This is a genomic window from Chryseobacterium sp. VAUSW3 (assembly GCF_002205795.1).
Classification (GTDB): domain Bacteria; phylum Bacteroidota; class Bacteroidia; order Flavobacteriales; family Weeksellaceae; genus Kaistella; species Kaistella yananensis.
In genome coordinates this window covers 306,554-330,680 of sequence record NZ_NIUY01000002.1, presented here as the reverse complement: position 1 = coordinate 330,680, position 24,127 = coordinate 306,554, and the positions used below count along the sequence as shown (strand labels likewise).

Sequence of the window (24,127 nt, the reverse complement as noted above, 5' to 3'; positions counted from 1 at the left end):
ATTAAACATTTTATTCAAATGGTTCTGCTGTGTTCATGAGCGGACTTTTATTTAAAACCGGCGTTCGTTAACCATGAGAAAACCCGCATTTCACATCAGTGTTTTAAATTCCATTAAAGGAATCCTCCAAATGCTAAGGTCTGAAAGGAATTTTCGGCTCGAAGTTCTGGCACTGCTGATCAACATTTTTCTAATCGTTTATCTGAAACTTTCACCGGAACACGCTGCTATTATCTTTCTGGTTTGTTTTGCAGTTTTAAGTGTAGAAATGCTGAATACAGCGATCGAAAAAATCTGCGATTTTGTACACCCCGGATTTAGTGAGCATATTGGTTTGATTAAAGATATTGCGGCGGGCGCGGTCTTACTTTTAGCTTTTGTTTCGGTAATTATCGCGCTCTTAATTTATCCCCAGTATATTTTTGTTTAGTTCGTAACTTTCAGCTGCAGTTTTGTATCCAATGGCGAAAATCTCGTTCATTCTGGTTATTTTAGTTTCGAACATATTATATTTCTGAAGGTCTGCCGGATTAATCAGCCAGTCGCAATAAGTAATCTTGCCAAGCTCGGCCTGCGTCGTCATAATATCGTAAGCCCTGGCAGTAATATTAAAAAGATTTTTCAGACTGCTTTCTTCAATGGATTTCTGCTGGGAGAAATACACGCCAATATTTTTTCTGCTTACATATTTCAGCACATCTACAGGGAAATTATTTAAAATTCCGCCGTCGCTGTAAAGATGATTCCCAATTCTGTAAGGAGTTGCCACCATGGGAACAGCACACGAAGCAATCACCGCATCCACCACTTTTACATTACCTCCGAAAACTTCAAGTTTTCCCGTGATGATATTGGTCGCAGTTACAAAAACCTTTTTATCAAGATCTTCGAGTTTGCGGTCTTCGAAGATGGGTTTCAGGTATTTCGCAAAAACATCAGACTGAATAAAGCCTCCCGGTTTACGGAACGCGAAATGATTCCATTTGAAAAAGTAAACTGATTTAAAAAAGGCTATAATCTCCTCCGGCGTTTTTCCCGCAGCATACATGGTTGCCACAATAGCTCCGGCGCTGGTCCCGGCAAGCACATCGGGCACAATATTCTTTTCGCTGAGAAACTTAATGACTCCGGCATGGGCGATCCCTTTGGAACCGCCGCCACAAAGGGCTAAACCTAAATTATACATCTAATAAATTTTGACAGTCAAAAATAGAAAACATTCACGAAATTCTCCCTACAAATTAAAATAAAAAGCCATTCGCGGGAATGGCTTTCTTACACTTGGTTTATTTTAAAAGATATTCTTCCATAAAACGGATCACCGCGAGTCTCTGGAAATCGACATTTTCTTTCTTGCGGAAACCGTGACCTTCATTTTTTGCTTCGAGATACCATACCGTGTTTCCCTGGGCCTTCAGTTTGTCGCGCATCTGCGTCGCTTCGGTTACCGGAACCCGGGGATCGTTGGTCCCCTGAATAATGAACATGGGTTTTTTAATTTTGTCGGTATTATTCAGTGGTGCAATTTTCGTGAAAAAAGCACTCATTTTAGGATCGCGTTCGTCGCCGTACTCTACTCTTCTCAGGTCGCGGCGGTATTCCTCGGTATTTTTAAGGAAAGTATTAAAGTCGGAAATTCCAACAATATCCACCGAACATCTGATTTTATCGGCATACTCATAGGCGGTAGCCAGGGTCATAAATCCGCCGTAACTGCCGCCCATGATCATGATACGGTCTTTGTCGAGTTCTGGCTGTTTTTCGATCCAGTCGAGTAAAGAACCGATATCTTTCACCGAATTCATTCTGTTGAATCCGTTGTCGCTTGCGATATAGGTTTTCCCAAAACCTGACGAGCCGCGCACATTGGGATAAATGAGTGCAACACCCATTTCATTGGTGTAGTAATTGCCGGAACCCAAAGATGAAGCCATCGACTGCCCTTCCGGACCACCGTGAATGTTGATCAGAACAGGTCTTTTACCTGTAAATTTCTTTGAAACCGGATAATAAAAACCGGTAATTTTCATCCCGTCGAAACTCTTCCATTCAATAAGTTTTGGTGCAGACATGTCGGTTTTCTGCATTTCTCCCTGTTCGCTGTCGGTCCATCTTTCGATTTTATTGGTAGCGAGATCCAGTCTGTAGATATCTGCAGAAGAATCGTAGGTAGACTGTGAAAAAAACAGGGATTTGCCATCATTCGTAAATTCAAAATTATTCACAAGACCTACAGGAAGCCCTTTTATTTCTGAATATTTCTTGGAATTGGCATCCATAAGGTACATTTTATTGAGTCCGCTTTCATTGGTTTCGAAAGCAATTTTCGATTTATCTTTAGAAAGCGTATAACCGGAAACTTCCCACGGAATATCAGTCGTAAAGTAACTGATTTTTTTGGTTTTCAGATTTAAAGAAGCTAAACGGTTGAACTCATTACCGCGGTCGGTTACATACCAAATTTCGTCGGCATTTTTACTGAATCTGGCATTTCCCTGAACGATCTGTTTTTCATTTCTGTCGGTAATGGCCTCCAGTTTTTGGGTTTCTGTATTGAAAAGATAGAGATACGATTCGTTTGCGGAAACATACTCGCCGACGAGAAGTTTATTACCGTCATCGGAAATATCGCTGATGCGCCAGCCACCGCCTTTCAGTTGCAGGACAGGTTTTGTATCTTCCGGTTTCAGCGGATTCATAAAATAGATATCGCGGTCGCCACCGTTTCTTTTGGTGGAAGTGAAATAAAATCCGCTGCCGTCTTTCTTCCAGACTATGCCGCCGTTCTGTGATCTTCCGCCATCGGTAAGCAGTGTAGATTGCATTGTTTTTAAATCTAATCTGAAAAGCTGCCCGAATTCATTTCCACCAATGTCTTTGGAATAAACCAGATACTCACCTTTTACAGGTTCATAATCAGCAGAATTCACCGGTTCGTCAAAAAAAGTAAGCTGCTTTCGGTTTCCCATAGGCTGGGAAATCTGGTGAAGCTGGTTGGTTGATGCAAATCGGGTCACCATAATCAGTTCTTTTCCGTTGGGATGAATGGCGGTGAAATTGGCGCTCCGGCTTTCTGAATATTTCTTGATTTTCTCGCTGAGACTTTTCGGAATAGCGGGAATATTTTCTGCTATTAGGTTTTCATTTGGCACGATGGTTTGGGAAGTTGCCTGCGAAAACAGCACCGTTCCCGAAAAAAGAAAAACAGGTAAGATGTACTTATAATTCATGTGATTAATTTTTTGTTAAGATATGAATTTTTGCAAACAAAAAACCACAGAAAATCTGTGGTTTTATACAAGTTGTGTTGTAATTTTTAGATATGAATCACTTCACCGTAAGCCGCCGCCGCAGCTTCCATAATCGCTTCTGAAACGGTTGGGTGCGGGTGAATCGACTTGATGATTTCGTGGCCGGTAGTTTCAAGTTTTCTTGCAACTACTGCTTCTGCAATCATATCAGTAACGCCTTCGCCAATCATATGACAGCCCAGCCATTCGCCATACTTGGCATCGAAAATTACTTTGATGAAACCATCAGTATTTCCGTTCGCTGTGGCTTTTCCACTGGCAGAAAGCGGGAATTTACCTACTTTAATTTCGTAACCTTTTTCCTTAGCCTGTTTTTCGGTAAGACCTACAGAAGCTACTTCCGGACTACAGTACGTACAACCCGGAATATTGCCGTAATCGATTTTCTCTACGTGAAGTCCCTTGATTTTCTCCACACAGGTAATTCCTTCTGCAGAAGCTACGTGTGCCAAAGCCTGGGTCGGAAGAATATCACCAATTGCGTAATAGCCCGGAACCGAAGTTTCGTACCACTCGTTTACCAATACCCGGCCTTTGTCAGTTTGGATGCCCACTTCTTCAAATCCCTGTCCTTCAATATTCGCAGAAATTCCTACAGCAGAAAGTAAAATATCAGCTTCAAGCGTAATGTTTCCTGTCGCAGTTTTTACGTTTGCTTTTACGCCAGCACCACTTGTATCAACACTTTCCACAGAAGCACTGGTCATAATCTCAATTCCTGATTTTTTCAGGGATTTTTCCAGGTGTTTTGAAATTTCTTCATCTTCTACCGGAACAATGTTCGGCATGAATTCAACAACAGTAACTTTTGTCCCCATTGAATTGTAGAAATCTGCAAACTCAACCCCGATTGCACCTGAGCCTACTACAATCATAGATTTTGGCTGTGACGGAAGATTCAGCGCCTGGCGGTATCCGATTACTTTCACCCCATCCTGCGGAAGGTTCGGAAGTTCTCTTGACCTTGCGCCGGTCGCAATGATGATATGTTCACCGGAATATTCAGTAGTTTTTCCGTCTTTATCGGTTACAGCAACTTTTTTGCCTTTCTGAACTTTAGCGGTTCCCATAATGACATCGATTTTGTTTTTCTTCATCAGAAAAGAAATTCCGCCGCTCATTTTGGTCGCTACGCCTCTGCTTCGCTGGATTACTTTAGAAAAATCGAATCCTGGATTTTCAACCTTATTTAAGCCATACTCTTCTGCATGTTTTAAATAATTGAAAACGTGTGCCGATTTCAGGAGCGCTTTGGTCGGGATACAACCCCAGTTAAGGCAGATGCCGCCTAAATTTTCCTTTTCGATAATGGCGGTTTTAAAACCTAACTGTGCAGCTCTGATGGCCGTTACATATCCACCGGGACCACTTCCGATGACAATAATATCGTAGTTCATGTGCTAAAAAATTTAGTGCGAATTTACGTAAAATTTCTGAGTGTTTCAGGTCCTTACCGCACACAATTTCGATTATTGAAGAAGCATCAGTTTTTAGCCAGCCATTCTTTTAACTCGGCGATTTCCGTGTTTTGGGTTTTTACAATATCCTTACAAAGCTGAAGGAGTTCTTTTTCTTTACCGTATTTAAGGTAAACCTTTGCCATATCTACGGCGCTCTGATGATGCGGAATCATTTGCTGGGCGTAATCTTTATCGATATTGTTATGAATCTGAATGTTTTTATCCATCATGGCTGCCATCGACCGGTTAAGTTCCTGAACAAATTCTTTGCTGTCCGGAGATGCTTCCTTGCGGTCTTCAAATTTTTTCATCAGCTGCACCTCTTTGTTTTGAGCCTCGATGACCTTGCGTGCAAAGTTTTTTAATTCATCATTCTTCCCTTTTTCCAGAAGCAGTTCCGACATTTCTACGGCGCCATCATGATGTTCAGTCATCATTTTGGAAATATCTGCGTCATTATTTCCCGTGGGTTTACCACTGTGCATCTCCTCCATCATCTCCTCCATTAGCGCTACCATTTCGTTCTTAGGTTTACTTTGCTGATGTTGCTCTAACGAGTGATCTTGCGTTTTAGTTTCTGTTTTACCGCATGAAATCGCTGTCGCGGCAGCAAAAAACATTACAAATATCTTTTTCATAAAATTTAATTTTTACGAAAGCATGCAAGAATAATGCACAAAAAAAGCAAACCGAAGTTTGCTTTCTATATTCAAAGTTTTAAAGATTAAATCTTAGGAAATTTAGCCGGATTAATCTCATTGAACATGGCATAAATCTTTTCAACCATGTCATCGGCACTTGGCTTACTGAAATAATCGCCGTCGCTCGCATAGGCCGGACGGTGATTTTCAGCACATATGGTGACCGGATCTGAATCGAGGTATCTGAAAGCCTTTTGTTTTTCGAGGATTTGCTGCATAATAAATGCTGAAGTTCCGCCTTCCACATCTTCATCAATTACAACCAAACGGTTGGTTTTCTTCACACTTTCCGCTATTTCGTGGCTTAAATCGAAAGGAATTAAAGACTGAACATCGATCACTTCGGCAGAAATACCGATTTTTCCGAGTTCTTCAGCGGCTTCCATCACGATTCTCCAGGTTGATCCGTAGGTGACTAAAGTAACATCACTACCTTCTTTAGTGACTTCAATTTTCCCGACAGGAACAGTGAATTCTCCTAAGTTATCAGGCTGTTTTTCTTTAAGTCGGTAACCGTTCAGACATTCTACAATCACAGCCGGCTCGTCGCTCTGCAGCATGGTATTATAAAATCCTGCGGCTTTGGTTAAATTTCTTGGAACGAGCACCAGAATACCTTTGGAAAGATTGATGATTCCTGCCATCGGTGATCCCGAATGCCAAACACCCTCAAGTCTGTGACCACGGGTTCTAATGATCACCGGCGCTTTCTGTCCGCCTTTCGTGCGGTACTGAACCGTAGCAAGATCATCGCTCATCCCCTGAAGACAGTACAGAATATAATCCAGATACTGTATTTCTGCAATCGGTCTTAAGCCGCGCATTGCCAATCCAATTCCCTGACCGAGAATGGTAGCTTCACGGATTCCGGTATCGGCTACGCGAAGTTCGCCATATTTTTCCTGAAGTCCTTCCAGGCCCTGGTTTACATCGCCGATATTTCCTGCATCTTCACCAAATACTAAGGTTTCAGGATATTTTGAGAAAATTTTATCGAAATTGTTTCTTACGACTACCCTGCCGTCCACTGTTTCTGAAGTTTCAGAAAAAACCGGCGGAATTTCTTTTACATTCGTTGATTTCCATTCGGACTGTGAATATAAATGCGAAGAATAATTATCTTTTTCAACCGCAAAGATTTCCTGATATTTCTGCTGAAGCGCATCTCTTTCAGCAGACTGGCTGCCTCTGGTGAGTAAAAGTGATTTTCTAACCAAATGGAAAATATCTCTCTTCGCTACCGAAATTATTTTGCCGAATTTTTCAAGTTCAGCAGAAATCTCAGTATTTTGGGATTCCAGTTGGCGAACTAATCCAAGCGCCTCTTCTTTTAACGCTAAAATTGGTCTCTGGTAATTGTCCCAGGCTTTTTTCTGACCAGCCTTTACAATCCTTTTGGCTTCTTCGTTGATAAGATCAAGTTCTTCAGCGGTTGCCAACTGTTCTTCTTTACCTTCAATTTCAATGGAATAATTAAGAATCCATTCTCTGAATTTAGTTAACCCGTCGAATTCCCCTTCCCACTTCAGACGGTCTTCATTTTTATATCGTTCGTGCGATCCTGATGTAGAGTGTCCCTGAGGCTGTGTTACTTCCACCACATGCACAACCACCGGAACACTTTCCGTTCTGGCGAAATGCTCTGCCCGTGCATAGGCATCCAGAAGCGATGGGTAATCCCACGCTTTCACCTGAATGATTTCGCAACCCTGATGCTGTCCCTCAGTTCTCTGGAAACCTGAAAGCATTTCAGCGATATCTGCTTTAGCACGCTGATTCTGTGTTGGCACCGAAATTCCGTAGCCGTCGTCCCAAATAGAAACAATCATCGGAACCTGAAGTGCACAGGCTGCATTGAGCGTTTCCCAGAAGTGACCTTCTGCAGTAGAAGCATCACCAATGGTTCCGAAAGCAACTTCATTCCCTTCGTTGGAAAATTTTTCGGATCCTTCAAATTTTACTGACTTATACACTTTGGAAGCCATTGCTAAACCTAAAAGTCTTGGCATTTGTCCTGCAGTAGGCGAAATATCTGAAGAAATGTTTTTTTGCTGCATTAAATTCTTCCAGCTGCCATCTTCATTTAAACTTCTGGTGGCGTAGTGACCGTTCATCTGGCGTCCTGCTGAAGCCGGCTCGCGTTCGATACTGGTATCTGCATAAAGCTGGGCGAAAAAACTTTCAACGCTTACCGCATCAATGGCCATAGCAAAAGTCTGGTCGCGGTAGTAACCTGAGCGGAAATCTCCGTTTTTGAAGACTTTAGCCATCGCCAGCTGCGGAAGCTCTTTACCGTCACCAAAAATACCGAATTTGGCTTTGCCGGTTAAAACCTCGCGTCTTCCTAAATAAGACATTTCGCGGGAGATTCTTCCTAGTTTATAATCTTCTAAAATCTGGTTTTTAAAATCCTGAAAAGAAATCTGTTGGGTTTCTATATAGGTCGCTTCCATAAATAAAGGGGTATTTTACAAAGGTACGAAAATAAAGAAACTTCGGAAGAAGAGCAAACGCAGGCCTTTTTATTTCTTTACCTATAGATATAAAAGATTCTTCCGCGAAATCGCGGAAGAACCAAACACAAATGATGAAAAAAAAATATTTAGTTTAGGGGGTTACTTTCTTGGTGGCGGAACAATCTCCCCATCTACTAATGTAGATTCGGGATTACTTGGCTCTACCTTAATTGGATTGTCACTATTTTTGTCAAATGAATTATTTGACGAATCCTGCACTTTCTTCAGTGTTTCAATTTCTTCCTGTGAGAAAACATCGTCTGCCTGTCTGCACGAGTGTAATGAAATGGCAGTAAATAAAACTGCGGATATAAAAGCTAATTTTTTCATTCGTTTAATTTTTACAAATGTATCCCGGAAAGAAAACATAAAACAAGTTTTTCAACCGGTAGTTTATAAAAAACAGCAGGTGTATTATAAAAATAGTGCTGTTTTTTTAAAAAAATTACAGTATTATTGTAAAATTATTATCCGAAATTAATATAGATCACTCTTAATCACTTAGTAAGGTTTCATGCAGCCGAAGTATATCTTAGCAATTATTTTTTTTCTTACCGCATTTGTTTTTAACCATTTTCCCGCTCAGAATTTATCAAACTCTACACTGAGCAATGAGGAAATAGAAAAAAGAATAGATGAAAACAGTGGTAATCCCGTAAAAATGTGGGAACTTATCAACTTCTATATTACAAAATCAAAAAAAGAACAGAACAATGAGGCTTTATTCTATGCTTACCGTTATGCAAGTGTTAATAGTACATACCCAACCAATTTAAAATATGCGGACAGCGCTTTAACTACCGCAAAAAAATCAGAGATAAAAAAAATCGTGATTGATGCCTACTTAAATCACGGGAATATCAATATGGCGGAAGAGTTTTATGAAAAAGCATTGAATGATATATTGGTGGCAAATAAATTATCCCAAGAATCTGGTAATGAATATATTTTTAATAAAACCATTTATTATATCGCACAAAACAAAATTTATCTTGGTCAGTACGAAGATGCTCATAAAGAATTGTTAGTATGTTTAAAATATTTCAAGGAAAACCTCCATATTAAATCATCTTTGGGAAAAAACTATCAGGTTTACTATATCTATTCCCTTATGAGTCTTATAGACTGTAATATAAAACTGGGAAAATTCGACGAAAATAAGTCACTGTTAAAAGAAGCTTTCGGCTATATAAATGAAAACAAACTAGATCAGTACATTCCGTATTTCATTACTTCTGAAGGAATGACATCCTATTATTCTAAAGATTATAACACGGCAATTTCGAAATTTTCGGAAGCCATCAGATTATACAACGATCAGTGGGAGCACAATACCGAAGTTTTTTATTTAGGACTTTCTTACTGGCATATTGGCAAAGAGCGGCTGGCCATTAAATATTTAGAGGAAATCGATAAGCATTACGAAAAAACAAAAAAGCTGGATCCACAATTCCGGTCAGCCTACGAGATTCTCATTAAATACTACAACTCCACCGGCGACACAAAAAAACAGCTGGAATATATCAACAAACTGATGTTCCTGGACCGGTCCTACGAAAAAAATTATAAATACCTCTACCAAAGAATTGTAAAAGAATACGACACCAAAAAATTAGTCGCCGAAAAAAACAGAATCGAAAATACACTCCAGAAACAGCGAATTATCTTCGCAGCCATATTTTTATCCCTGCTTACTGGATTTCTATTTTTCGGATTCAGGATTTACCGGGAAAAACAGAATTATAAAAAGAGGTTTGAAGAGATTATCGCCCGCCAGAACAGTAACGAGGATCATACTGAAAATGTTATAACATTCGAAAATGGTATAGCCAACACACCAAAATTCGATTACGAATTCTACAACAAAATTCCGGGTCTGAATCCCATTTTTGTTGAAAACATCTTAAAGCAGCTTGAAACCTTCGAAAAAGAAGAAAAGTTTCTTGATCCACAGATTTCGCAAAAAACGCTGAGTGAAGAATTAGGCACCAATTCAACTTACTTCTCCAAAATCATCAATACTTACAAAGGCAAAAACTTCACGCTTTACATCAATGATCTTCGGTTAGATTATATTATTGACCGTCTGAAAAATGATGTAAAATATATTAATCTCGATGTAAAAGAGCTTGCTGCGATCGCAGGATTCTCGAGTACCGACAATTTTTCCGACAATTTCCGCAGAAAATTTGATCTGAAACCTTCTGTCTTTATCAAAATGATGAAAGAAAAAATGTAAATTCCTGTAGTAAAGTTCAAAAAATTGAAAACAAAAAAAACGGCGCCAAATTAATTTGGTGCCGTTTTCTGTAAAACGTAAAATTTAAAATTATAAAATCAATTTTTAAGGTTAGCAGTAAGGTCTAAATCTGATTCTTTAATAAATGCATCAATAATTTTAAATGCTCTCTGTTCATCCTTCAGGTTTACCATTAATTTTATGGTGTTCGCCGTAGGTGTAGTCGTAAATGACATGTATTTATCGTTTAAAAACGAAACGATTTTGGCCGCATCCAAACGGGATTTTACCAGTTGAATTTCTGATGGACTCTCGCTTTCAAACACCGATACTCTTGTTTCTCTTTCCATAATCTCTTCATTTAGAGCTATAAATATAACTAAAATTTCTTAAAGAGAATGTTAAGTTTTTATTAAATTTATTATTCAGTACCTAAGATTATATTTTATTTACGCTGGCCGCAATTTTATCAAGCGCAATCTGGATTTCTTCCTTAGTCACATTAAGATGCGGACGGAACCGGATCGATTGGTCTCCACAAGCCAGTATAATTAAACCGTCATCATACAGTATTTCGCGCATTCTGTCACGTGCAGCACCATCCGGCAGATTGATGGCACACATCAAACCGCGTCCTCTTGCGGCCGAAATTTTATCCGGGAACTGCTGCTCAAGTTTTTTAAGTCCTTCCAGAAGATACTCGCCTACCACTTTTGCGTTTTCTACAAGATTTTCTTTTTCAATCACTTCCATGGTCAGCTTGAAGCGCATCATGTCCACGAAATTACCGCCAAAGGTTGAATTGATGCGGGAGCTTTCTCTGAAAACGTTGTTCGGAATTTCATTAAATTTTTCCTTGTTCGCCAAAACACCACAAACCTGGGTTTTCTTTCCGAAAGAAATAATATCAGGTTTTGCAGTGAAATGCTGGAACGCCCACATTTTTCCTGTAATGCCGATACCCGTTTGCACCTCATCGAAAATCAGCAGAATTTCATTCTCGTCGCAGAGATTTCTTAAACCCTGGAAAAATTCATCCCGGAAATGATGATCACCACCTTCAGCCTGAATCGGCTCAATAATAATACAGGCCACCTGATCAGGATTGCTGAGTATGGCTTCCTGAATATGCAGCAAAGCCAGTTGTTCATGCTTAATAGTTTCCTCTAAATTTTCTTCGGTAATGGGGAAATTCAGATGCGGATTAAGGATTCTCGGCCAGTTAAACTTGGGAAAATACTGATATTTTCTTGGGTCTGAAGTATTGGTTAAACTTAAAGTATAACCGCTTCTGCCGTGAAATGCCTGCTTGAAATGGATGCATATTCCGGCTTCAGTGTCCAGCCCTTTTTCGAAGTTTTTTCTCGTTTTCCAGTCGAAGCATGCTTTCATGGCATTTTCTACTGCCATGGTTCCGCCTTCAATAAAAAAAGTGTACTGAAGTTCTTCAGGAATAGCAACTCTTGAGAATACCTCCATGAAATCTGCAAATTCCTGAGAATAAACATCAGCCAAAGTTGGTTTGTTCACTGCCATTTTGCCGAGCCAGGCAGATTTTTCAACAAGATAAGGGTGGTTGTACCCAATCGACGCCGACCCGAACATCGAGAACATATCGAGATATTCCTTTCCTGTATTCCGGTCATGAATCCAGCTTCCGTGAGATTTTTCAATGTCCATTACAAAATCGAAACCGTCGGCGAGCATGTGTTTCGAAAGCGTTTCCTTTACTTTATTTGTTATTTGCGGTTGAGGTGCAATTGCGTTCATATTAATACTGTGATTTAGTGTTGGTTAAGGTTAAAATTTAAATTGCGTCGGTTTTAAAGATCGAACTTAATTCCCTGTGCAAGCGGCAGACTGGTGGTATAATTAATGGTGTTGGTCTGGCGGCGCATGTAATATTTCCATACATCCGAACCGGATTCGCGGCCGCCACCTGTTTCTTTTTCACCACCGAAAGCACCGCCGATTTCAGCGCCGGAGGTTCCGATGTTTACGTTTGCAATTCCACAGTCGGATCCTGCCTGGGAAAGGAAAAGTTCAGCTTCGCGGAGATTCTGCGTCATGATTGCAGAACTTAATCCCTGCGGAACATCGTTCTGTAAAGCGATGGCTTCATCGAGTGCTTTGTATTTAATAAGGTATAAAATTGGTGCGAAGGTTTCGTGCTGCACGATTTCATAAGAATTTTCAACTTCAGCGATGCACGGTTTTACATAACAGCCGGAGCTATAATCTTCGCCTTCCAACAGCCCTCCTTCTACCGCGAATGTTCCGCCTTCTTTCTTACATTTTTCAATGGAGTTGAGATATTGTGCAACAGCATCTTTATCAATCAGCGGTCCTACATGATTGTTTTCATCAAGTGGATTGCCGATTTTAAGCTGTCCGTAAGCTTTCACCAAACGGTTTTTCACTTCATCATACACCGATTCGTGAATAATCAAACGTCTTGTAGATGTGCATCGCTGTCCGGCAGTTCCCACAGCACCGAAAACAGCCCCGATTACCGACATATCCAGATCGGCATTTTCGGTAATGATGATGGCATTGTTACCTCCCAATTCAAGGATTGATTTGCCGAATCTTTCTGCCACATTCTTCCCAACGATACGTCCTACACGCGTAGAACCTGTAAAAGAAACGAGGGCGATATTTTTATCATTTACGAGCTGTTCACCAATTTTATGATCGCCTACGATCATCGATGAAATTCCTTCCGGAAGGTTATTTTCCTTTAAAACTTCAGAAATAATATTCTGGCAGGCGATGGCGCAGAGCGGTGTTTTTTCTGAAGGCTTCCACACGGTGACGTTCCCGCACATCCACGAAAGCGCTGTATTCCAGGACCAAACTGCTACCGGAAAGTTGAAGGCGGAAATTATCCCGACAATTCCCAGCGGGTGATACTGCTCGTACATTCGGTGGCCCGGTCTTTCGCTGTGCATGGTGTAACCGTGGAGCTGCCTAGATAAACCAACCGCGAAATCGCAGATATCGATCATTTCCTGAACTTCGCCTAAACCTTCCTGCAGAGATTTTCCCATTTCATAAGAAACCAACTTTCCGAGATCATCCTTATACTCACGGAGTTTAAGACCAAACTGACGTACCAGTTCGCCCCTTTTGGGTGACGGAATCATGCGGAATTCCTTATAGGCAGCCTTCGCAGTTTCGATGACTTTGGTATAATCTTCCGCACTTGCGGTTTTTATTTCTGCGATAAGTTTTCCGTCTGTAGGAGAGTAACTTTCGAGCATATCCCCAGAGGCAAAGTAGCTGCCGCCGGAAGAGACGCCGTTATTCTGCTGAGATATTCCTAAGTTTTCAAGTGATTTTTCAATACCGTAATCGGTGGTTTTACTGGACATAAATATTAATTTGAGTTGCCTTTAAAGATAGGGTTTTTAGCCAAATCTGAAAAACTTTTAACAATTTTAATCAGGAATACCAATGAATCTGATTTAACTCATTGCCATGTTTTGAACAGGTGGCAAAGAAAATTCTTATTTTTGCTCAAATTGTTAATATGGAAAATCGGCAACCTGTAAATAACGGAAGTTCTAAATTTAAATTATGGTTTAAGCGTGTCGGAATCGGCGGTTTAATATTTTTTACCCTCAAGGGAATTGTATGGCTTTTTGTCTTTTATTTCGGTGCCGAAATGTTTCAGGAATGCGCTTCAAAATAAATTTATCCAGATCTTAGATAAAAGAAATCTGTTGAACAGCTCCATTAAAATATAAAAACCGGATCTGCAATGGGAATGTCACCTTAAAATTTTCTCAAAAGCCCTGCGCGCCGAACCACGGAAATAAACTTCACCGCAATACGTGTATCCGAGCTTTTCAAGAATCCTAAGCATCGCCGCATTATCGAAATTCGTATCGACTTTTATACTGAAAACACCGTTCTGACGGGAGTATTCTTCAATCCTTCTGAAAATCTCCGTTGCAAAGCCTTTTCCGGCAGCCTCATCAGACACCGCAACACGGTGTACCACATTGAAATCAGCGTCTGAAAGCCACTTGCCTTCAATAGCTTCGTAAGCAGGTTCGTCATTATAAATTACCGCGGCATACGCCACAACCGCATTGTTCTCCGTAAGTACATATCCGATTCCGTGCGCAATATCGCGCTCCACCGTTTCGGGATTGGGATAGCCGTCCTGCCACTGCCGCGATCCGTCATTTTTTCGCCGCCGAATGGCCTGCTGAAGAATCTGCCATATTTGCCCTGCATCTTCAGGTGTCGCCTTCCGGAAATTGATTTCTGAATTCATTGTTTGCTGATGATGTACCACAGATTGGGTGGTGTTCTGCATAATCCAGGCTTTTTTGTTAATCCAGTATTCCACATTTTTCCGGTCCGGTTCGCCGTGGTAAGCGACTATAATTTCACCTTTCAGTTCTGCTCCCAGTCTTTCCATGGCCTTGCGAGAGCGCCGGTTTTCAGCCCCGACATGAAATTTTACCAAATCTACATATTGGAAAATATAATCAAGCATCAATTTCTTGGCCTGAGGATTGAGTTTGGAACCCCAAAATTTCGTTCCGTAAAAAGTATAGCCTATAAAAACTGAACGTTCCTCTTCACTATGATCATAAAACCGTGTACTACCGGCCACTTCCCCACTTTCTTTATCAAGAATAAGAAATGCGCCGCCCGACATCATCGCTCCTTCAAAGAAATTACGGAAGGGTTCCTTTTCCCAGCGGTTTTTGTTCGGATGCTGTGCCCAGATTTCCGGATCTGAAGCCACCTTATAAAGCCGTTCAAAATCACCTTCTTCAAGAGGAACCAATTTTACTTCACTATTTTCCAAAGTGGGTTGCAGAAAGTTTTCCATAGCTTTTCTTCAAAGATAAAAATTTTAAGAATTATTACCTTCCGTTAAAATAAGTGACCTTTAAAAAAGAATCGACTTTTCCAGCTCCAGCAGTTTCTGTTTGCGCCAGATTCCACCGCCGTAGCCGGTGAGCGTTCCGTTGGTGCCGATGACTCTGTGACAAGGGATGATGATGGAAATTTTGTTGAGACCATTGGCATTTGCCACGGCCCTCACCGCTTTGGGATTACCCAGAATATTCGCCTGTTCCTGGTAACTTCTCGTTGTTCCGTAGGGGATTTTACGGAGCACTTCCCAAACACTTTTCTGAAAATCAGTCCCCACGGGTGATAGAGGAACAGTAAAATCCTTGCGTGTTCCTTCGAAATATTCAGCAAGTTCTTTTTCTAAAGTTTTGAAGTGCGGATTTTCACCCTGAATGATGTTGGCATTAAAATGTTTCGAAATCTCTTTCAGTTCCGTGGGCAGTGCTTTCCTGTCAGAAAATTCAAGCATACAGATTCCGTGTTCATCAGCGCAGGCGATCATGGTTCCGAGTGGTGTTTCGATTCTTTTTAAATCCACCACTTTTTCACTTTTCGACTGCTTTGGTGAAACGCCAAAGATATTTTTAAAACTTTCATTAAAACCACTCAGGCTCTCATAACCGCTTTCGAAGGCTGTGTCGGTCACGTTCCCGCCCAAATTCAGTTTCTTAAAAGCTGAATTCAGCTTAAACATCCGCTGGAACGCATGAAACGTCATGCCATGGTGCTTCATGAACCACCGGCGGACGGTTGCAGGCTCCAGACCTCTTATCACCAAATCGTAATCCCTGAATTTCAGAGAAGGATCCGCCTCCAGTTCATTCAGCAAATGCTGAATTCCTTCAGGCGTTTCATCCGGATTCTCAAGGGGTTTGCAGACTTTGCAGGGCCTGTACCCTTTCAGGATTGCATCTTTGGTATTGGTGAAAAACTCGACATTTTCAAACTTCGGTTTGCGTGCCGTGCAGGTAGGCCGGCAGAAAATCCCGGTGGTTTTCACGCCCATCCAGAAAACGCCTTGGAATTCGGGGTTTTTGTCAACAGAAGCCTGATACATTATTTCGTTAGAAAGTTCCATTTTGTAAATTTATAGCAAATTTAGGTCGGTATATAAAACTTTACAACCGAAAAATTGACAGGTATTTTTTGGTACTTAATAAAAAAATGTCTCAAAAGATTGAGACATTCAGTTTATTTCCTGCGGGTGTCCGTAAACTCATAAGAGTCGTTGTTCATTCCGACACTGATACTTTGGGATTTGAATTTTATCTGGTTTTCATTGAGCACAGAATAGGTATACACATCTGTTTTCCCTGATTCTTCATGATATTCGTAGAATTTATTTCCTTCGATCCACCAGTTTCCGGTTTCCTGGGTTTCCTGGGTTCTGCCGTTTTGGGTAAAAACAAAGTCTAAAATAAAAGTACCGTCTCCATTCCGTGTCATATCCCATTTTTTCGACACGCCGTCAATCTGCTGATCTTTTTCAGAGCCGGACCAAACGCCAACCAAGCGGTTATCGATTTTCTTTCCGTTTTCTAATGTTGTCATCTGGGTGGAACATGAAATGGCGAACATCGTCATCAATACAGCGAACAAACCCCAGTTTAAAATTTTCTTCATATTTATTTACTAATTATTTCTTTGCCGCAGCGTCACGTTCGATCTGGCGGATTTCTTTCAGCTTTTCAACCACTTTGTTAACGGTCTCAGGATTTGCAGTTTTTACGGGAACGGTCACTTTGGTCTGGTCCCATTTCACCACCATATCCACTGCATTATCGTCCACAGGATTAAGTTCGATGCCGAACCACTCCTGCTTCTCCGACAATTTCTGTACGGGCACGGTAATGTCGGTTACATTAAGTTTTTCGTCGTAGGCGTAAGCTCCCCACTGCTGGGCATCTTTATTCAGGATGACTTTCCACTCCTTCTCTGCCGGAATTACAAACAAACCGTAAGACCCTGCGGGCACTGTTTTTCCGCCGAAATTTACTGCCTGACCAAAGGTAATTTTAGTCGCGCCATTGGCACCGGCTCTCCACACCTTATTATAGGGTACAAGATCACCGAAAATCTTCCGCCCTTTTACACCCGGTCTTCCGTAATCCACTGAAATTTTAGTGGTAGAAAACTGCTGTTCCACCGTTTGTCTCGGACTGGCAGCCGGAAGCGTGTGCTGAGCATAAGTAAACAAGGTTGAGGAAATAAAAGCTGCAATCAATAGTTTTTTCATTCTTATAATTTTTTTTAAAGATAGAAAATTATCGGTAAACGAAAACATATCTTTAAAAGCTTGTCGCAGGTTCAACAAATATTTATTCATTTTTCTTTAAACTCGGTTTCAGGAATTCGGTATATTCCTTTTTAACAGTTTCCGGTTACACTATTGTCAGGGCTTCTGCGTGGGAACATGTCGTATTCTACAGACATTTGTTCTTCTTTTTTCATCGCCCTATGTTTATTACAATATTATAAAAATTTTCACGATGGTGTAAAAGGTTTTTTGAAACATATCAAAGCATCATTTGCGGAACTTCATGCGGACTTTATCAAACTTCCTAACCAACAACGCGCCCAGTGCGGACGCGTTTTTCTATAAACAGCTCTTGATTTAAATTCTGTTCCATTTTAAAACTCATGAACCGAAACAGGTTTTTCACAGTGGTTTTTGAAAACCCTGAGCAGACCAGTCTTTTTTCATGTCCGGTTCAATTTTTCCGGATTCACTTTTATGGTCATAAAAAAAACCTGTTACAAAGAATGATTAACAGGTTTTGTAAATGTTCCGTTATTTAAGAAATTTTGTAGATGCAGCGATGTTCCCCGGACCGAATATGCTGTACCCTTTCAATTTGAAATCCGGTGCCAATCAACTTTCTGAAATTTGATAATTCGGCATCGCAAAACCCGTGACATTCTGCAGCAGCCGCACCAATCGGGCAATGGTTCTCTATAAAAAAGTATTCCCCGTTTTCGGCCTTCCATTCCGCCATATACCCTTCTTCTGAACGTATCTTGCTGAGATGCTCCAGCCGTTCTTCCATGGTTTTGCTGTGCTGTATTTGCTGTTCATACCGTTGGTAAACCTGGTTTTCACGATCATTGATCATTAAATCTACCGCATTTTCACCCAACAGTTTTTTTACAGAACGCAGCAGTTCTACCGTTACCGTGGCATGGGTATTGGGGAATTTTGAAAGTCCTTTCTGAGATAAAGAATAATAAGTAACCGGCCTGCCTACGCCTTCATTTTTCTGGATGCTTTTCACCAAATCCATTTCTGTAAGTTTCAGGAGATGTAACCGGGCACCCTCTTTGGTTATTCCCAGTTCCATAGCCAAAACTGCTACAGAAATCTCGCCGCGCCCCTTTAAAATCATTAAAATACGATCGGTCACACTTTTCTTCATTTCATTCAAAATACTTGTTAAATTATGAAGGGCAAAGATAATCAATCTTAAGCAACCATAACCTATTCAAATAAAAAATTGACAAACATGATAAAAATCCTATGTATTAAAACAAGTTTTTTCTTGTTTTATTATCTTGTTTAAGGTATCTTTGAACTGCATATTAATCAGAAATATAAACTTTTAAACTTTTATGAGTATGAAAAAATTAAAACAACTCTCAGTAACAGCAATTGCAGGGATGATGATGGTCGCCTGCGGACAGAATAAAACCGAAGAGCAGGTAAGTACAACTGCTGAAACCGAAACCGTAACCCCAGCAGAGCAACCTGCCGCCGCACAGGATCAGGATACCATCGAAGTCGCCCTGAATGCTGAAGACGCGATGAAATTCGATAAGAGCGAAATTAAAGTTCCGGCAGGGAAACTCATCCGTCTTACCTTACACCATGTGGGGAAACTGCCAAAATCTTCGATGGGGCATAATTTTGTATTGCTGAAACAAGGTACTGATGTTACCGCGTTTGCCACCAAAGCCGTACAGGAAGGAAAAGCGCCTGATTTTGAAGTTCCTGAAAGTTTGTTACCCGAAGTTATTGCACATACCAAAACCATCGGTGGCGGAGAAAGCGTGACGATTGAGTTTACGGCGCCTGAAAAAGGCACTTATGATTTTATTTGTTCATTCCCGGGACACGCCGCAATGATGAACGGCAAACTGATTGTAGAATAACAGCCGTATTCTAAAGAATTAAAAATTCTATATCAGAACCCTTCCCTACAAACAAAAAACGCGCCCAATCCGGACGCGTTTTTGTATAATTAGGTCTTGATTACATCTGTTCCATCTTGAAACTCATGCTTTCAATGACTTTTAAAATGGCTTCTACGGTATCCATCGAGGTGAGGCACGGCACACCATTCTCTACCGACATCCTTCGGATCTGGAAGCCGTCTCTTTCCTCCTGTTTCCCCTTGGTGGTGGTATTTACCACATACTGCACCTTTCCTTTCTGAATCAGGTCGATAAGGTTGACGTCTTCTTCGCCGATTTTGTAACCGATTTTCACCGGAATGCCATGGTCTTCAAAATATCTTGCGGTTCCTTCAGTAGCCCATATTCTGAAACCTACTTCATGGAAACGTCGCGCCATTTCAGCGGCTTCTTCTTTGTGCTTGTCGGCTACGGTGAAGAGAATGGATCCGTGGGTCGGCATCTTACGTCCGGCTGCTACAAAACCTTTGTACAGTGCTTTTTCTAGCGTTGTATCTTTGCCCATCACCTCGCCGGTAGATTTCATTTCCGGGCCCAGGGAAGTATCCACTTTTGTGAGTTTCGAGAAGGAGAATACGGGGACTTTTACAAATACACCGGGCTGCTCAGGTGCCAGTCCGTTTTTGTAGCCTAAATCTTTCAGTTTCTTGCCGAGAATCGCTTTAGTAGCCAGATTCGCCATTGGGATTCCGGTGATTTTGGAAAGGAAAGGTACCGTTCTCGAAGATCTCGGATTCACCTCGATCACATATACTTCGCCATCGGAAAGTACGTACTGAATGTTCATCAGTCCTATTACATTAAGACCTTTTGCGAGTCTTTCGGTATAATCCACGAGGGTATCGATCTGTTTCGCGGTGATATTCTGCGGCGGATACACTGCAATGGAATCTCCGGAGTGCACTCCGGCTCTTTCGATGTGCTCCATAATTCCCGGTATCACAACAGTTTCTCCGTCAGAAATAGCATCAACCTCGACTTCTTTTCCGGTTAAATAACGGTCGATCAAAATTGGGTGTTCAGAGTTTTCTTTCACCGCATTGGTCATATAGTGGTTCAGATCATTCTCGTCGTACACGATTTCCATGGCTCTTCCACCCAAAACATAACTCGGACGAACCAAAACCGGAAAACCTATTTCGTTAGCAATGACCAAAGCCTCTTCTTTTGTAAAACAAGTTTTTCCTAAAGGTTGAGGAATTCCAAGTTCTTGCAAAGCTGCTTCAAACTTATTTCGGTTTTCTGCACGGTCTAAATCTTCCAGCGAAGTTCCCAGGATCTGAACGCCGTGAGCAGCCAGTTTATTGGCAAGGTTGATGGCGGTTTGTCCGCCGAACTGCACCACCACGCCTTTCGGTTTTTCGAGTTCGATGATGTTCATGACATCTTCTTCCGTTAAAGGCTCGAAATAGAGTTTATCGGAAATGGAGAAGTCGGTGGAAACCGTTTCAGGGTTATTGTTGATGATAATTGCTTCGTAACCGAGTTCTTTAATCGCCCAAACCGAATGTACCGTAGCATAATCGAACTCCACACCCTGCCCGATTCTGATCGGTCCAGAACCGAGGACGATGATTTTCTCCCGGTCTGAAGGCGTACTTTCGTTTTCTTCTTCGTAACTTCCGTAGAAATAAGGTGTTTCACTTTCAAATTCTGCAGCGCAGGTATCGACCATTTTATACACTGGCATCACGCCATTTGTTCTTCTGAATTCGAATACCGTTTTCTGGTCAGATTCCCACAGATGCGCGATATGAAGGTCTGCAAACCCAAGTTTTTTAGCCTGAAATAACGTTTCTATATCAAATTTATTTTCAGCAATCACCTTTTCAAAATCAATCAGTTTCTTGATTTTCCAGATGAAGAACTTATCGATTTTGCTCCATTCAACAATCTGTTCCCAGTCGTAGCCCCGTCTTAAAGCGTCGCCGATGATGAACAGTCTTTCGTCATCACAGACGCGGATTCTTCTTTCGATTTCAGCGTCGGTTAAGGCTGCGGCATCTTTAGTCTTCAATCCGATATGTCTTAAACCGGTTTCAAGGGAACGAATGGCTTTTTGCAAAGATTCCTCGAAGTTTCTACCGATTGCCATCACTTCACCTGTCGCTTTCATTTGGGTCGAAAGTCTTCGGTCCGCTGTTTCAAATTTATCGAAAGGAAACCTCGGGAATTTTGTTACGACATAGTCTAAAGCCGGCTCGAAACACGCGTAGGTCTTTCCGGTCACCGGATTCATGATTTCATCCAGGGTTAAACCTACCGCAATTTTCGCCGCAATCTTGGCAATCGGATACCCGGTTGCTTTACTCGCCAGCGCCGATGAACGCGATACCCGCGGATTCACTTCGATGATATAATAATCAAATGAATGCGGATCCAAAGCCAACTGAACGTTGCAACCGCCTTCAATTCCCAGTGCACGGATGATTTTTAAAGATGAATTTCTCAGCATCTGATATTCCCGGTCCGAAAGCGTTTGCGAAGGTGCCACCACAATGGAATCTCCTGTATGTACGCCCACCGGATCGATGTTTTCCATATTACACACCACAATGGCGTTGTCGTTTTTGTCTCGCATCACCTCGTATTCAATTTCTTTGAAGCCAGCGATGGATTTTTCAATAAGACACTGGGTTACCGGCGAATATTTCAGACCGAAACTCGCGATTTCCTTCAGTTCGTCATCGTTATGCGCGATTCCGCCGCCTGTGCCACCCATGGTAAAGGCAGGACGTACAATGACTGGATATCCGATGTTATGGGCAAATTCCAAAGCGCCCTGAACGGTGTTCACGATGTCGGATTCGGGTACCGGTTCGTTGAGTTCGCGCATCAGTTCGCGGAAAAGATCGCGGTCTTCCGCTTGGTTGATGGCTGAAAGTTTAGTTCCCAGAACTTCCACTTTGCATTCTTCAAGAATTCCTGATTTCTCAAGTTCTACCGCCATGTTGAGTCCGGTTTGTCCGCCTAAAGTAGGCAAAAGCGCGTCGGGACGTTCTTTCCGGATGATATGACTCACAAACTGAAGCGAGATGGGTTCAATATAAACCTTGTCGGCAATTTCGACGTCGGTCATAATGGTGGCAGGATTTGAATTGATCAAAATCACTTTGTAACCTTCTTCTCTCAGCGCCAGGCAAGCCTGGGTTCCGGCGTAATCGAATTCCGCAGCTTGCCCGATGATAATTGGTCCGGAACCGATTACTAAAATTGTTTTTATGTCGTTTCTTTTCATTTTTAAAATTTAACAGTGTATCAATTTAACAGTGTAACAATTTTACAAACTGTCGCGGTTCGATAAACTAGTACTTAATATTTTATATAAAATTTTTGCGATTTCATTGATTTGACTTTCCAGTTTCTCATCAAAAGGATAATTGTCGGAATTTTTGCAGAGATATAGCCAATATTTCGTTTCTTCTAATTCTTTGGCAGCTATTTTTATCTTATTAATAAAATCTTTTTTGCTGGCTGGATTTTGAGCTTCGAATGAGTTTGCTCCAATACTGGTTGCTGAACGCAACAATTGACGAGCGATAACTTATTTTCTTTTTTCTTCCAGTAGTTCACAATATCCAATAATGTCTAATGAAAATTGAACTGTCTTCCGAATCAGAGGATTATTTTCAAAATTTATCATCGATCAGTAGATTGTTACATTGCTACATTACTATATTGCTACACTTTTAAACTGCTCCATCAACTCAATAAACTCATCAAAAAGATAATTTGCATCTTCCGGACCCGGGCTGGCTTCCGGGTGATACTGTACCGAGAAGCACGGATGTATTTTATGTCTCAGGCCTTCATTGGTTCTATCGTTAAGCGCAATATGTGTTTCTTCCAAATCGGTATTTTTCAAACTTTCTTGATCTACTGCATACCCGTGATTTTGGGAAGTAATCGCCACTTTATTTTTGGCGAGATCTAAAACCGGATGATTTCCGCCGCGGTGACCGAATTTCAGTTTGAAGGTTTTTGCGCCACAGGCCAAACCAATCAGTTGGTGCCCCAGACATATTCCGAAAATAGGAACTTTTCCGAGAAGACCGTTGATGAGTTCTGAAGCTCCTTTCACATCTTCCGGATCGCCGGGACCATTGGAAAGCATGATTCCATCAGGATTCATCAACAAAATCTCTTCGGCAGTGACATCCTGAGAAACTACCTTCACATCGCAATCTCTTTGGGTAAGTTCGCGCAGAATACCGAGTTTGGACCCGAAATCAACCAAAACAACATTCAATCCTCTGCCGGGGTTGGCATACGCGGTTTTTGTGGATACCATTTCTACCTGATTGGTCGGGAAATCGGTAGTTTTTAAGGTTTCAATCACTGCAATTTCATCAGCATTCTCGTCTACAATTTTGCCTTTTACCACTCCTTTGCTCCGCAGCACTCTTGTAAGTTTTCGGGTATCAACTCCTGATATTCCGGATAATTTCTTTTTCTGAAAAAACTCATCCAGGGTGAGCTGGTTCCGGAAATTGGACGGGAAGTCGCACAATTCTTTTACAATCAAACCCTTAATGGCGGGTTCGATACTTTCATAATCATCACGGTTGATGCCGTAATTTCCGATGAGCGGATAGGTCATGCAGACAATCTGTCCGCAGTAGGACGGATCAGAAATAAGTTCCTGATAGCCGGTCATTCCGGTATTGAAAACCACTTCCCCGTCGGTATCCAGGTTGGCTCCGAAACCTTCTCCGTGAAAAACTTCACCGGATTCTAATATTAATTTCTTTTTCATTCTTTTTTACTAGATCTAAGATTTAAGACTGTGGATTCGAGACAAATCATGTGTAAGTGAATAATCTGATGTCTACTC

The 24,127-nt window shown here is 41.3% G+C and carries 20 protein-coding genes; 3 read left to right on the top strand and 17 right to left on the bottom strand.

The window, feature by feature from the left end; translation table 11 throughout:
- The first annotated feature begins 73 nt into the window (after positions 1–73).
- Positions 74–430 carry a diacylglycerol kinase family protein gene (locus CDW55_RS06735; RefSeq protein WP_088468996.1) on the top strand — a complete coding sequence of 119 codons (357 nt, stop codon included), beginning with the start codon at positions 74–76 and terminating at the stop codon, positions 428–430.
- Here CDW55_RS06735 and CDW55_RS06730 read toward each other — a convergent pair.
- The 6 genes from CDW55_RS06730 to CDW55_RS12405 all read right to left on the bottom strand — a co-directional run bounded on the left by CDW55_RS06730 (position 401) and on the right by CDW55_RS12405 (position 8,318).
- On the bottom strand, positions 401–1,186 hold the full coding sequence (locus tag CDW55_RS06730; protein ID WP_088468995.1) for a patatin-like phospholipase family protein: 786 nt from the start codon (positions 1,184–1,186) through the stop codon (positions 401–403). The genes CDW55_RS06735 and CDW55_RS06730 overlap by 30 nt on opposite strands.
- A 100-nt stretch (positions 1,187–1,286) precedes the next feature.
- On the bottom strand, positions 1,287–3,230 hold the full coding sequence (locus CDW55_RS06725) for a S9 family peptidase (RefSeq protein ID WP_088468994.1): 1,944 nt from the start codon (positions 3,228–3,230) through the stop codon (positions 1,287–1,289).
- A gap of 86 nt (positions 3,231–3,316) precedes the next feature.
- Entirely contained in the window at positions 3,317–4,708 is a 1,392-nt protein-coding gene (gene lpdA, locus CDW55_RS06720; protein WP_088468993.1) for a dihydrolipoyl dehydrogenase, read from the bottom strand.
- Between the two features lie 86 nt (positions 4,709–4,794).
- Positions 4,795–5,409 (bottom strand): DUF305 domain-containing protein, encoded by a 615-nt coding sequence (locus CDW55_RS06715; RefSeq protein ID WP_088468992.1) that lies wholly within the window; start codon positions 5,407–5,409, stop codon positions 4,795–4,797.
- Positions 5,410–5,495: 86 nt separating this feature from the next.
- Positions 5,496–7,925, bottom strand: coding sequence for a thiamine pyrophosphate-dependent enzyme (locus tag CDW55_RS06710; RefSeq protein WP_088468991.1), 2,430 nt, complete (start codon positions 7,923–7,925; stop codon positions 5,496–5,498).
- 162 nt (positions 7,926–8,087) lie between these two features.
- Positions 8,088–8,318 carry a hypothetical protein gene (locus CDW55_RS12405; RefSeq protein ID WP_143332931.1) on the bottom strand — a complete coding sequence of 77 codons (231 nt, stop codon included), beginning with the start codon at positions 8,316–8,318 and terminating at the stop codon, positions 8,088–8,090.
- Between the two features lie 184 nt (positions 8,319–8,502).
- Here CDW55_RS12405 and CDW55_RS06700 point away from each other — a divergent pair, with 184 nt between their 5' ends.
- A complete protein-coding gene (locus tag CDW55_RS06700) occupies positions 8,503–10,227 on the top strand; it encodes a helix-turn-helix domain-containing protein (protein ID WP_088468989.1) in 1,725 nt (574 codons plus the stop codon).
- 98 nt (positions 10,228–10,325) lie between these two features.
- On the opposite strand, the gene CDW55_RS06695 is transcribed toward CDW55_RS06700, so the two are convergent.
- The 8 genes from CDW55_RS06695 to CDW55_RS06650 all read right to left on the bottom strand — a co-directional run bounded on the left by CDW55_RS06695 (position 10,326) and on the right by CDW55_RS06650 (position 18,518).
- Positions 10,326–10,577, bottom strand: coding sequence for a DUF2007 domain-containing protein (locus CDW55_RS06695; protein WP_088468988.1), 252 nt, complete (start codon positions 10,575–10,577; stop codon positions 10,326–10,328).
- Between the two features lie 88 nt (positions 10,578–10,665).
- Complete coding sequence (lat, locus tag CDW55_RS06690; RefSeq protein WP_088468987.1) at positions 10,666–11,997, bottom strand: L-lysine 6-transaminase; 1,332 nt, start codon at positions 11,995–11,997, stop codon at positions 10,666–10,668.
- 53 nt (positions 11,998–12,050) lie between these two features.
- Positions 12,051–13,601 (bottom strand): aldehyde dehydrogenase family protein, encoded by a 1,551-nt coding sequence (locus tag CDW55_RS06685; RefSeq protein ID WP_088468986.1) that lies wholly within the window; start codon positions 13,599–13,601, stop codon positions 12,051–12,053.
- A 398-nt stretch (positions 13,602–13,999) separates the two neighbouring features.
- Positions 14,000–15,079, bottom strand: a complete 1,080-nt coding sequence (locus tag CDW55_RS12630; RefSeq protein WP_317043769.1) for a GNAT family N-acetyltransferase — start codon at positions 15,077–15,079, stop codon at positions 14,000–14,002.
- 60 nt (positions 15,080–15,139) lie between these two features.
- Positions 15,140–16,183, bottom strand: a complete 1,044-nt coding sequence (locus tag CDW55_RS12625; protein ID WP_088468984.1) for a bifunctional transcriptional activator/DNA repair enzyme AdaA — start codon at positions 16,181–16,183, stop codon at positions 15,140–15,142.
- Between the two features lie 113 nt (positions 16,184–16,296).
- The gene (locus tag CDW55_RS06660) at positions 16,297–16,728 is read right to left on the bottom strand and encodes a lipocalin family protein (protein ID WP_143332930.1); all 432 of its coding nucleotides are present in this window, start codon (positions 16,726–16,728) and stop codon (positions 16,297–16,299) included.
- Positions 16,729–16,741: 13 nt separating this feature from the next.
- Positions 16,742–17,341 carry a DUF2911 domain-containing protein gene (locus CDW55_RS06655; RefSeq protein ID WP_088469532.1) on the bottom strand — a complete coding sequence of 200 codons (600 nt, stop codon included), beginning with the start codon at positions 17,339–17,341 and terminating at the stop codon, positions 16,742–16,744.
- Positions 17,342–17,900: 559 nt separating this feature from the next.
- Complete coding sequence (locus CDW55_RS06650) at positions 17,901–18,518, bottom strand: helix-turn-helix transcriptional regulator (protein WP_088469531.1); 618 nt, start codon at positions 18,516–18,518, stop codon at positions 17,901–17,903.
- Between the two features lie 199 nt (positions 18,519–18,717).
- Between CDW55_RS06650 and CDW55_RS06645 the strand changes: the two genes are divergently transcribed.
- Positions 18,718–19,251, top strand: coding sequence for a plastocyanin/azurin family copper-binding protein (locus CDW55_RS06645; protein ID WP_088468982.1), 534 nt, complete (start codon positions 18,718–18,720; stop codon positions 19,249–19,251).
- A 100-nt stretch (positions 19,252–19,351) separates the two neighbouring features.
- Here CDW55_RS06645 and carB read toward each other — a convergent pair whose 3' ends face one another.
- From carB to CDW55_RS06630, 3 genes are all read right to left on the bottom strand, one after another.
- Positions 19,352–22,531: a carbamoyl-phosphate synthase large subunit gene (carB, locus tag CDW55_RS06640; RefSeq protein ID WP_088468981.1), complete on the bottom strand. Its 3,180-nt coding sequence runs from the start codon at positions 22,529–22,531 to the stop codon at positions 19,352–19,354.
- Positions 22,532–22,573: 42 nt separating this feature from the next.
- Positions 22,574–22,822: a four helix bundle protein gene (locus CDW55_RS06635; RefSeq protein WP_317043768.1), complete on the bottom strand. Its 249-nt coding sequence runs from the start codon at positions 22,820–22,822 to the stop codon at positions 22,574–22,576.
- A 144-nt stretch (positions 22,823–22,966) separates the two neighbouring features.
- The gene (locus CDW55_RS06630) at positions 22,967–24,049 is read right to left on the bottom strand and encodes a carbamoyl phosphate synthase small subunit (RefSeq protein ID WP_088468980.1); all 1,083 of its coding nucleotides are present in this window, start codon (positions 24,047–24,049) and stop codon (positions 22,967–22,969) included.
- Between the last annotated feature and the right edge of the window lie 78 nt (positions 24,050–24,127).

Bases quoted from the DNA above. Each gene is read 5' to 3' on its own strand.
- CDW55_RS06650 (WP_088469531.1), bottom strand. From the start codon at position 18,518: ATGAAGAAAAGTGTGACCGATCGTATTTTAATGATTTTAAAGGGGCGC.
- CDW55_RS06660 (WP_143332930.1), bottom strand. From the start codon at position 16,728: ATGAAGAAAATTTTAAACTGGGGTTTGTTCGCTGTATTGATGACGATG.
- CDW55_RS06715 (WP_088468992.1), bottom strand. From the start codon at position 5,409: ATGAAAAAGATATTTGTAATGTTTTTTGCTGCCGCGACAGCGATTTCA.
- CDW55_RS06735 (WP_088468996.1), top strand. From the start codon at position 74: ATGAGAAAACCCGCATTTCACATCAGTGTTTTAAATTCCATTAAAGGA.
- CDW55_RS06700 (WP_088468989.1), top strand. From the start codon at position 8,503: ATGCAGCCGAAGTATATCTTAGCAATTATTTTTTTTCTTACCGCATTT.
- CDW55_RS06685 (WP_088468986.1), bottom strand. From the start codon at position 13,601: ATGTCCAGTAAAACCACCGATTACGGTATTGAAAAATCACTTGAAAAC.
- lpdA (WP_088468993.1), bottom strand. From the start codon at position 4,708: ATGAACTACGATATTATTGTCATCGGAAGTGGTCCCGGTGGATATGTA.
- CDW55_RS12630 (WP_317043769.1), bottom strand. From the start codon at position 15,079: ATGGAAAACTTTCTGCAACCCACTTTGGAAAATAGTGAAGTAAAATTG.
- CDW55_RS12625 (WP_088468984.1), bottom strand. From the start codon at position 16,183: ATGGAACTTTCTAACGAAATAATGTATCAGGCTTCTGTTGACAAAAAC.
- CDW55_RS06630 (WP_088468980.1), bottom strand. From the start codon at position 24,049: ATGAAAAAGAAATTAATATTAGAATCCGGTGAAGTTTTTCACGGAGAA.
- carB (WP_088468981.1), bottom strand. From the start codon at position 22,531: ATGAAAAGAAACGACATAAAAACAATTTTAGTAATCGGTTCCGGACCA.
- CDW55_RS12405 (WP_143332931.1), bottom strand. From the start codon at position 8,318: ATGAAAAAATTAGCTTTTATATCCGCAGTTTTATTTACTGCCATTTCA.
- CDW55_RS06725 (WP_088468994.1), bottom strand. From the start codon at position 3,230: ATGAATTATAAGTACATCTTACCTGTTTTTCTTTTTTCGGGAACGGTG.
- CDW55_RS06695 (WP_088468988.1), bottom strand. From the start codon at position 10,577: ATGGAAAGAGAAACAAGAGTATCGGTGTTTGAAAGCGAGAGTCCATCA.
- CDW55_RS06710 (WP_088468991.1), bottom strand. From the start codon at position 7,925: ATGGAAGCGACCTATATAGAAACCCAACAGATTTCTTTTCAGGATTTT.
- lat (WP_088468987.1), bottom strand. From the start codon at position 11,997: ATGAACGCAATTGCACCTCAACCGCAAATAACAAATAAAGTAAAGGAA.
- CDW55_RS06645 (WP_088468982.1), top strand. From the start codon at position 18,718: ATGAAAAAATTAAAACAACTCTCAGTAACAGCAATTGCAGGGATGATG.
- CDW55_RS06730 (WP_088468995.1), bottom strand. From the start codon at position 1,186: ATGTATAATTTAGGTTTAGCCCTTTGTGGCGGCGGTTCCAAAGGGATC.
- CDW55_RS06655 (WP_088469532.1), bottom strand. From the start codon at position 17,341: ATGAAAAAACTATTGATTGCAGCTTTTATTTCCTCAACCTTGTTTACT.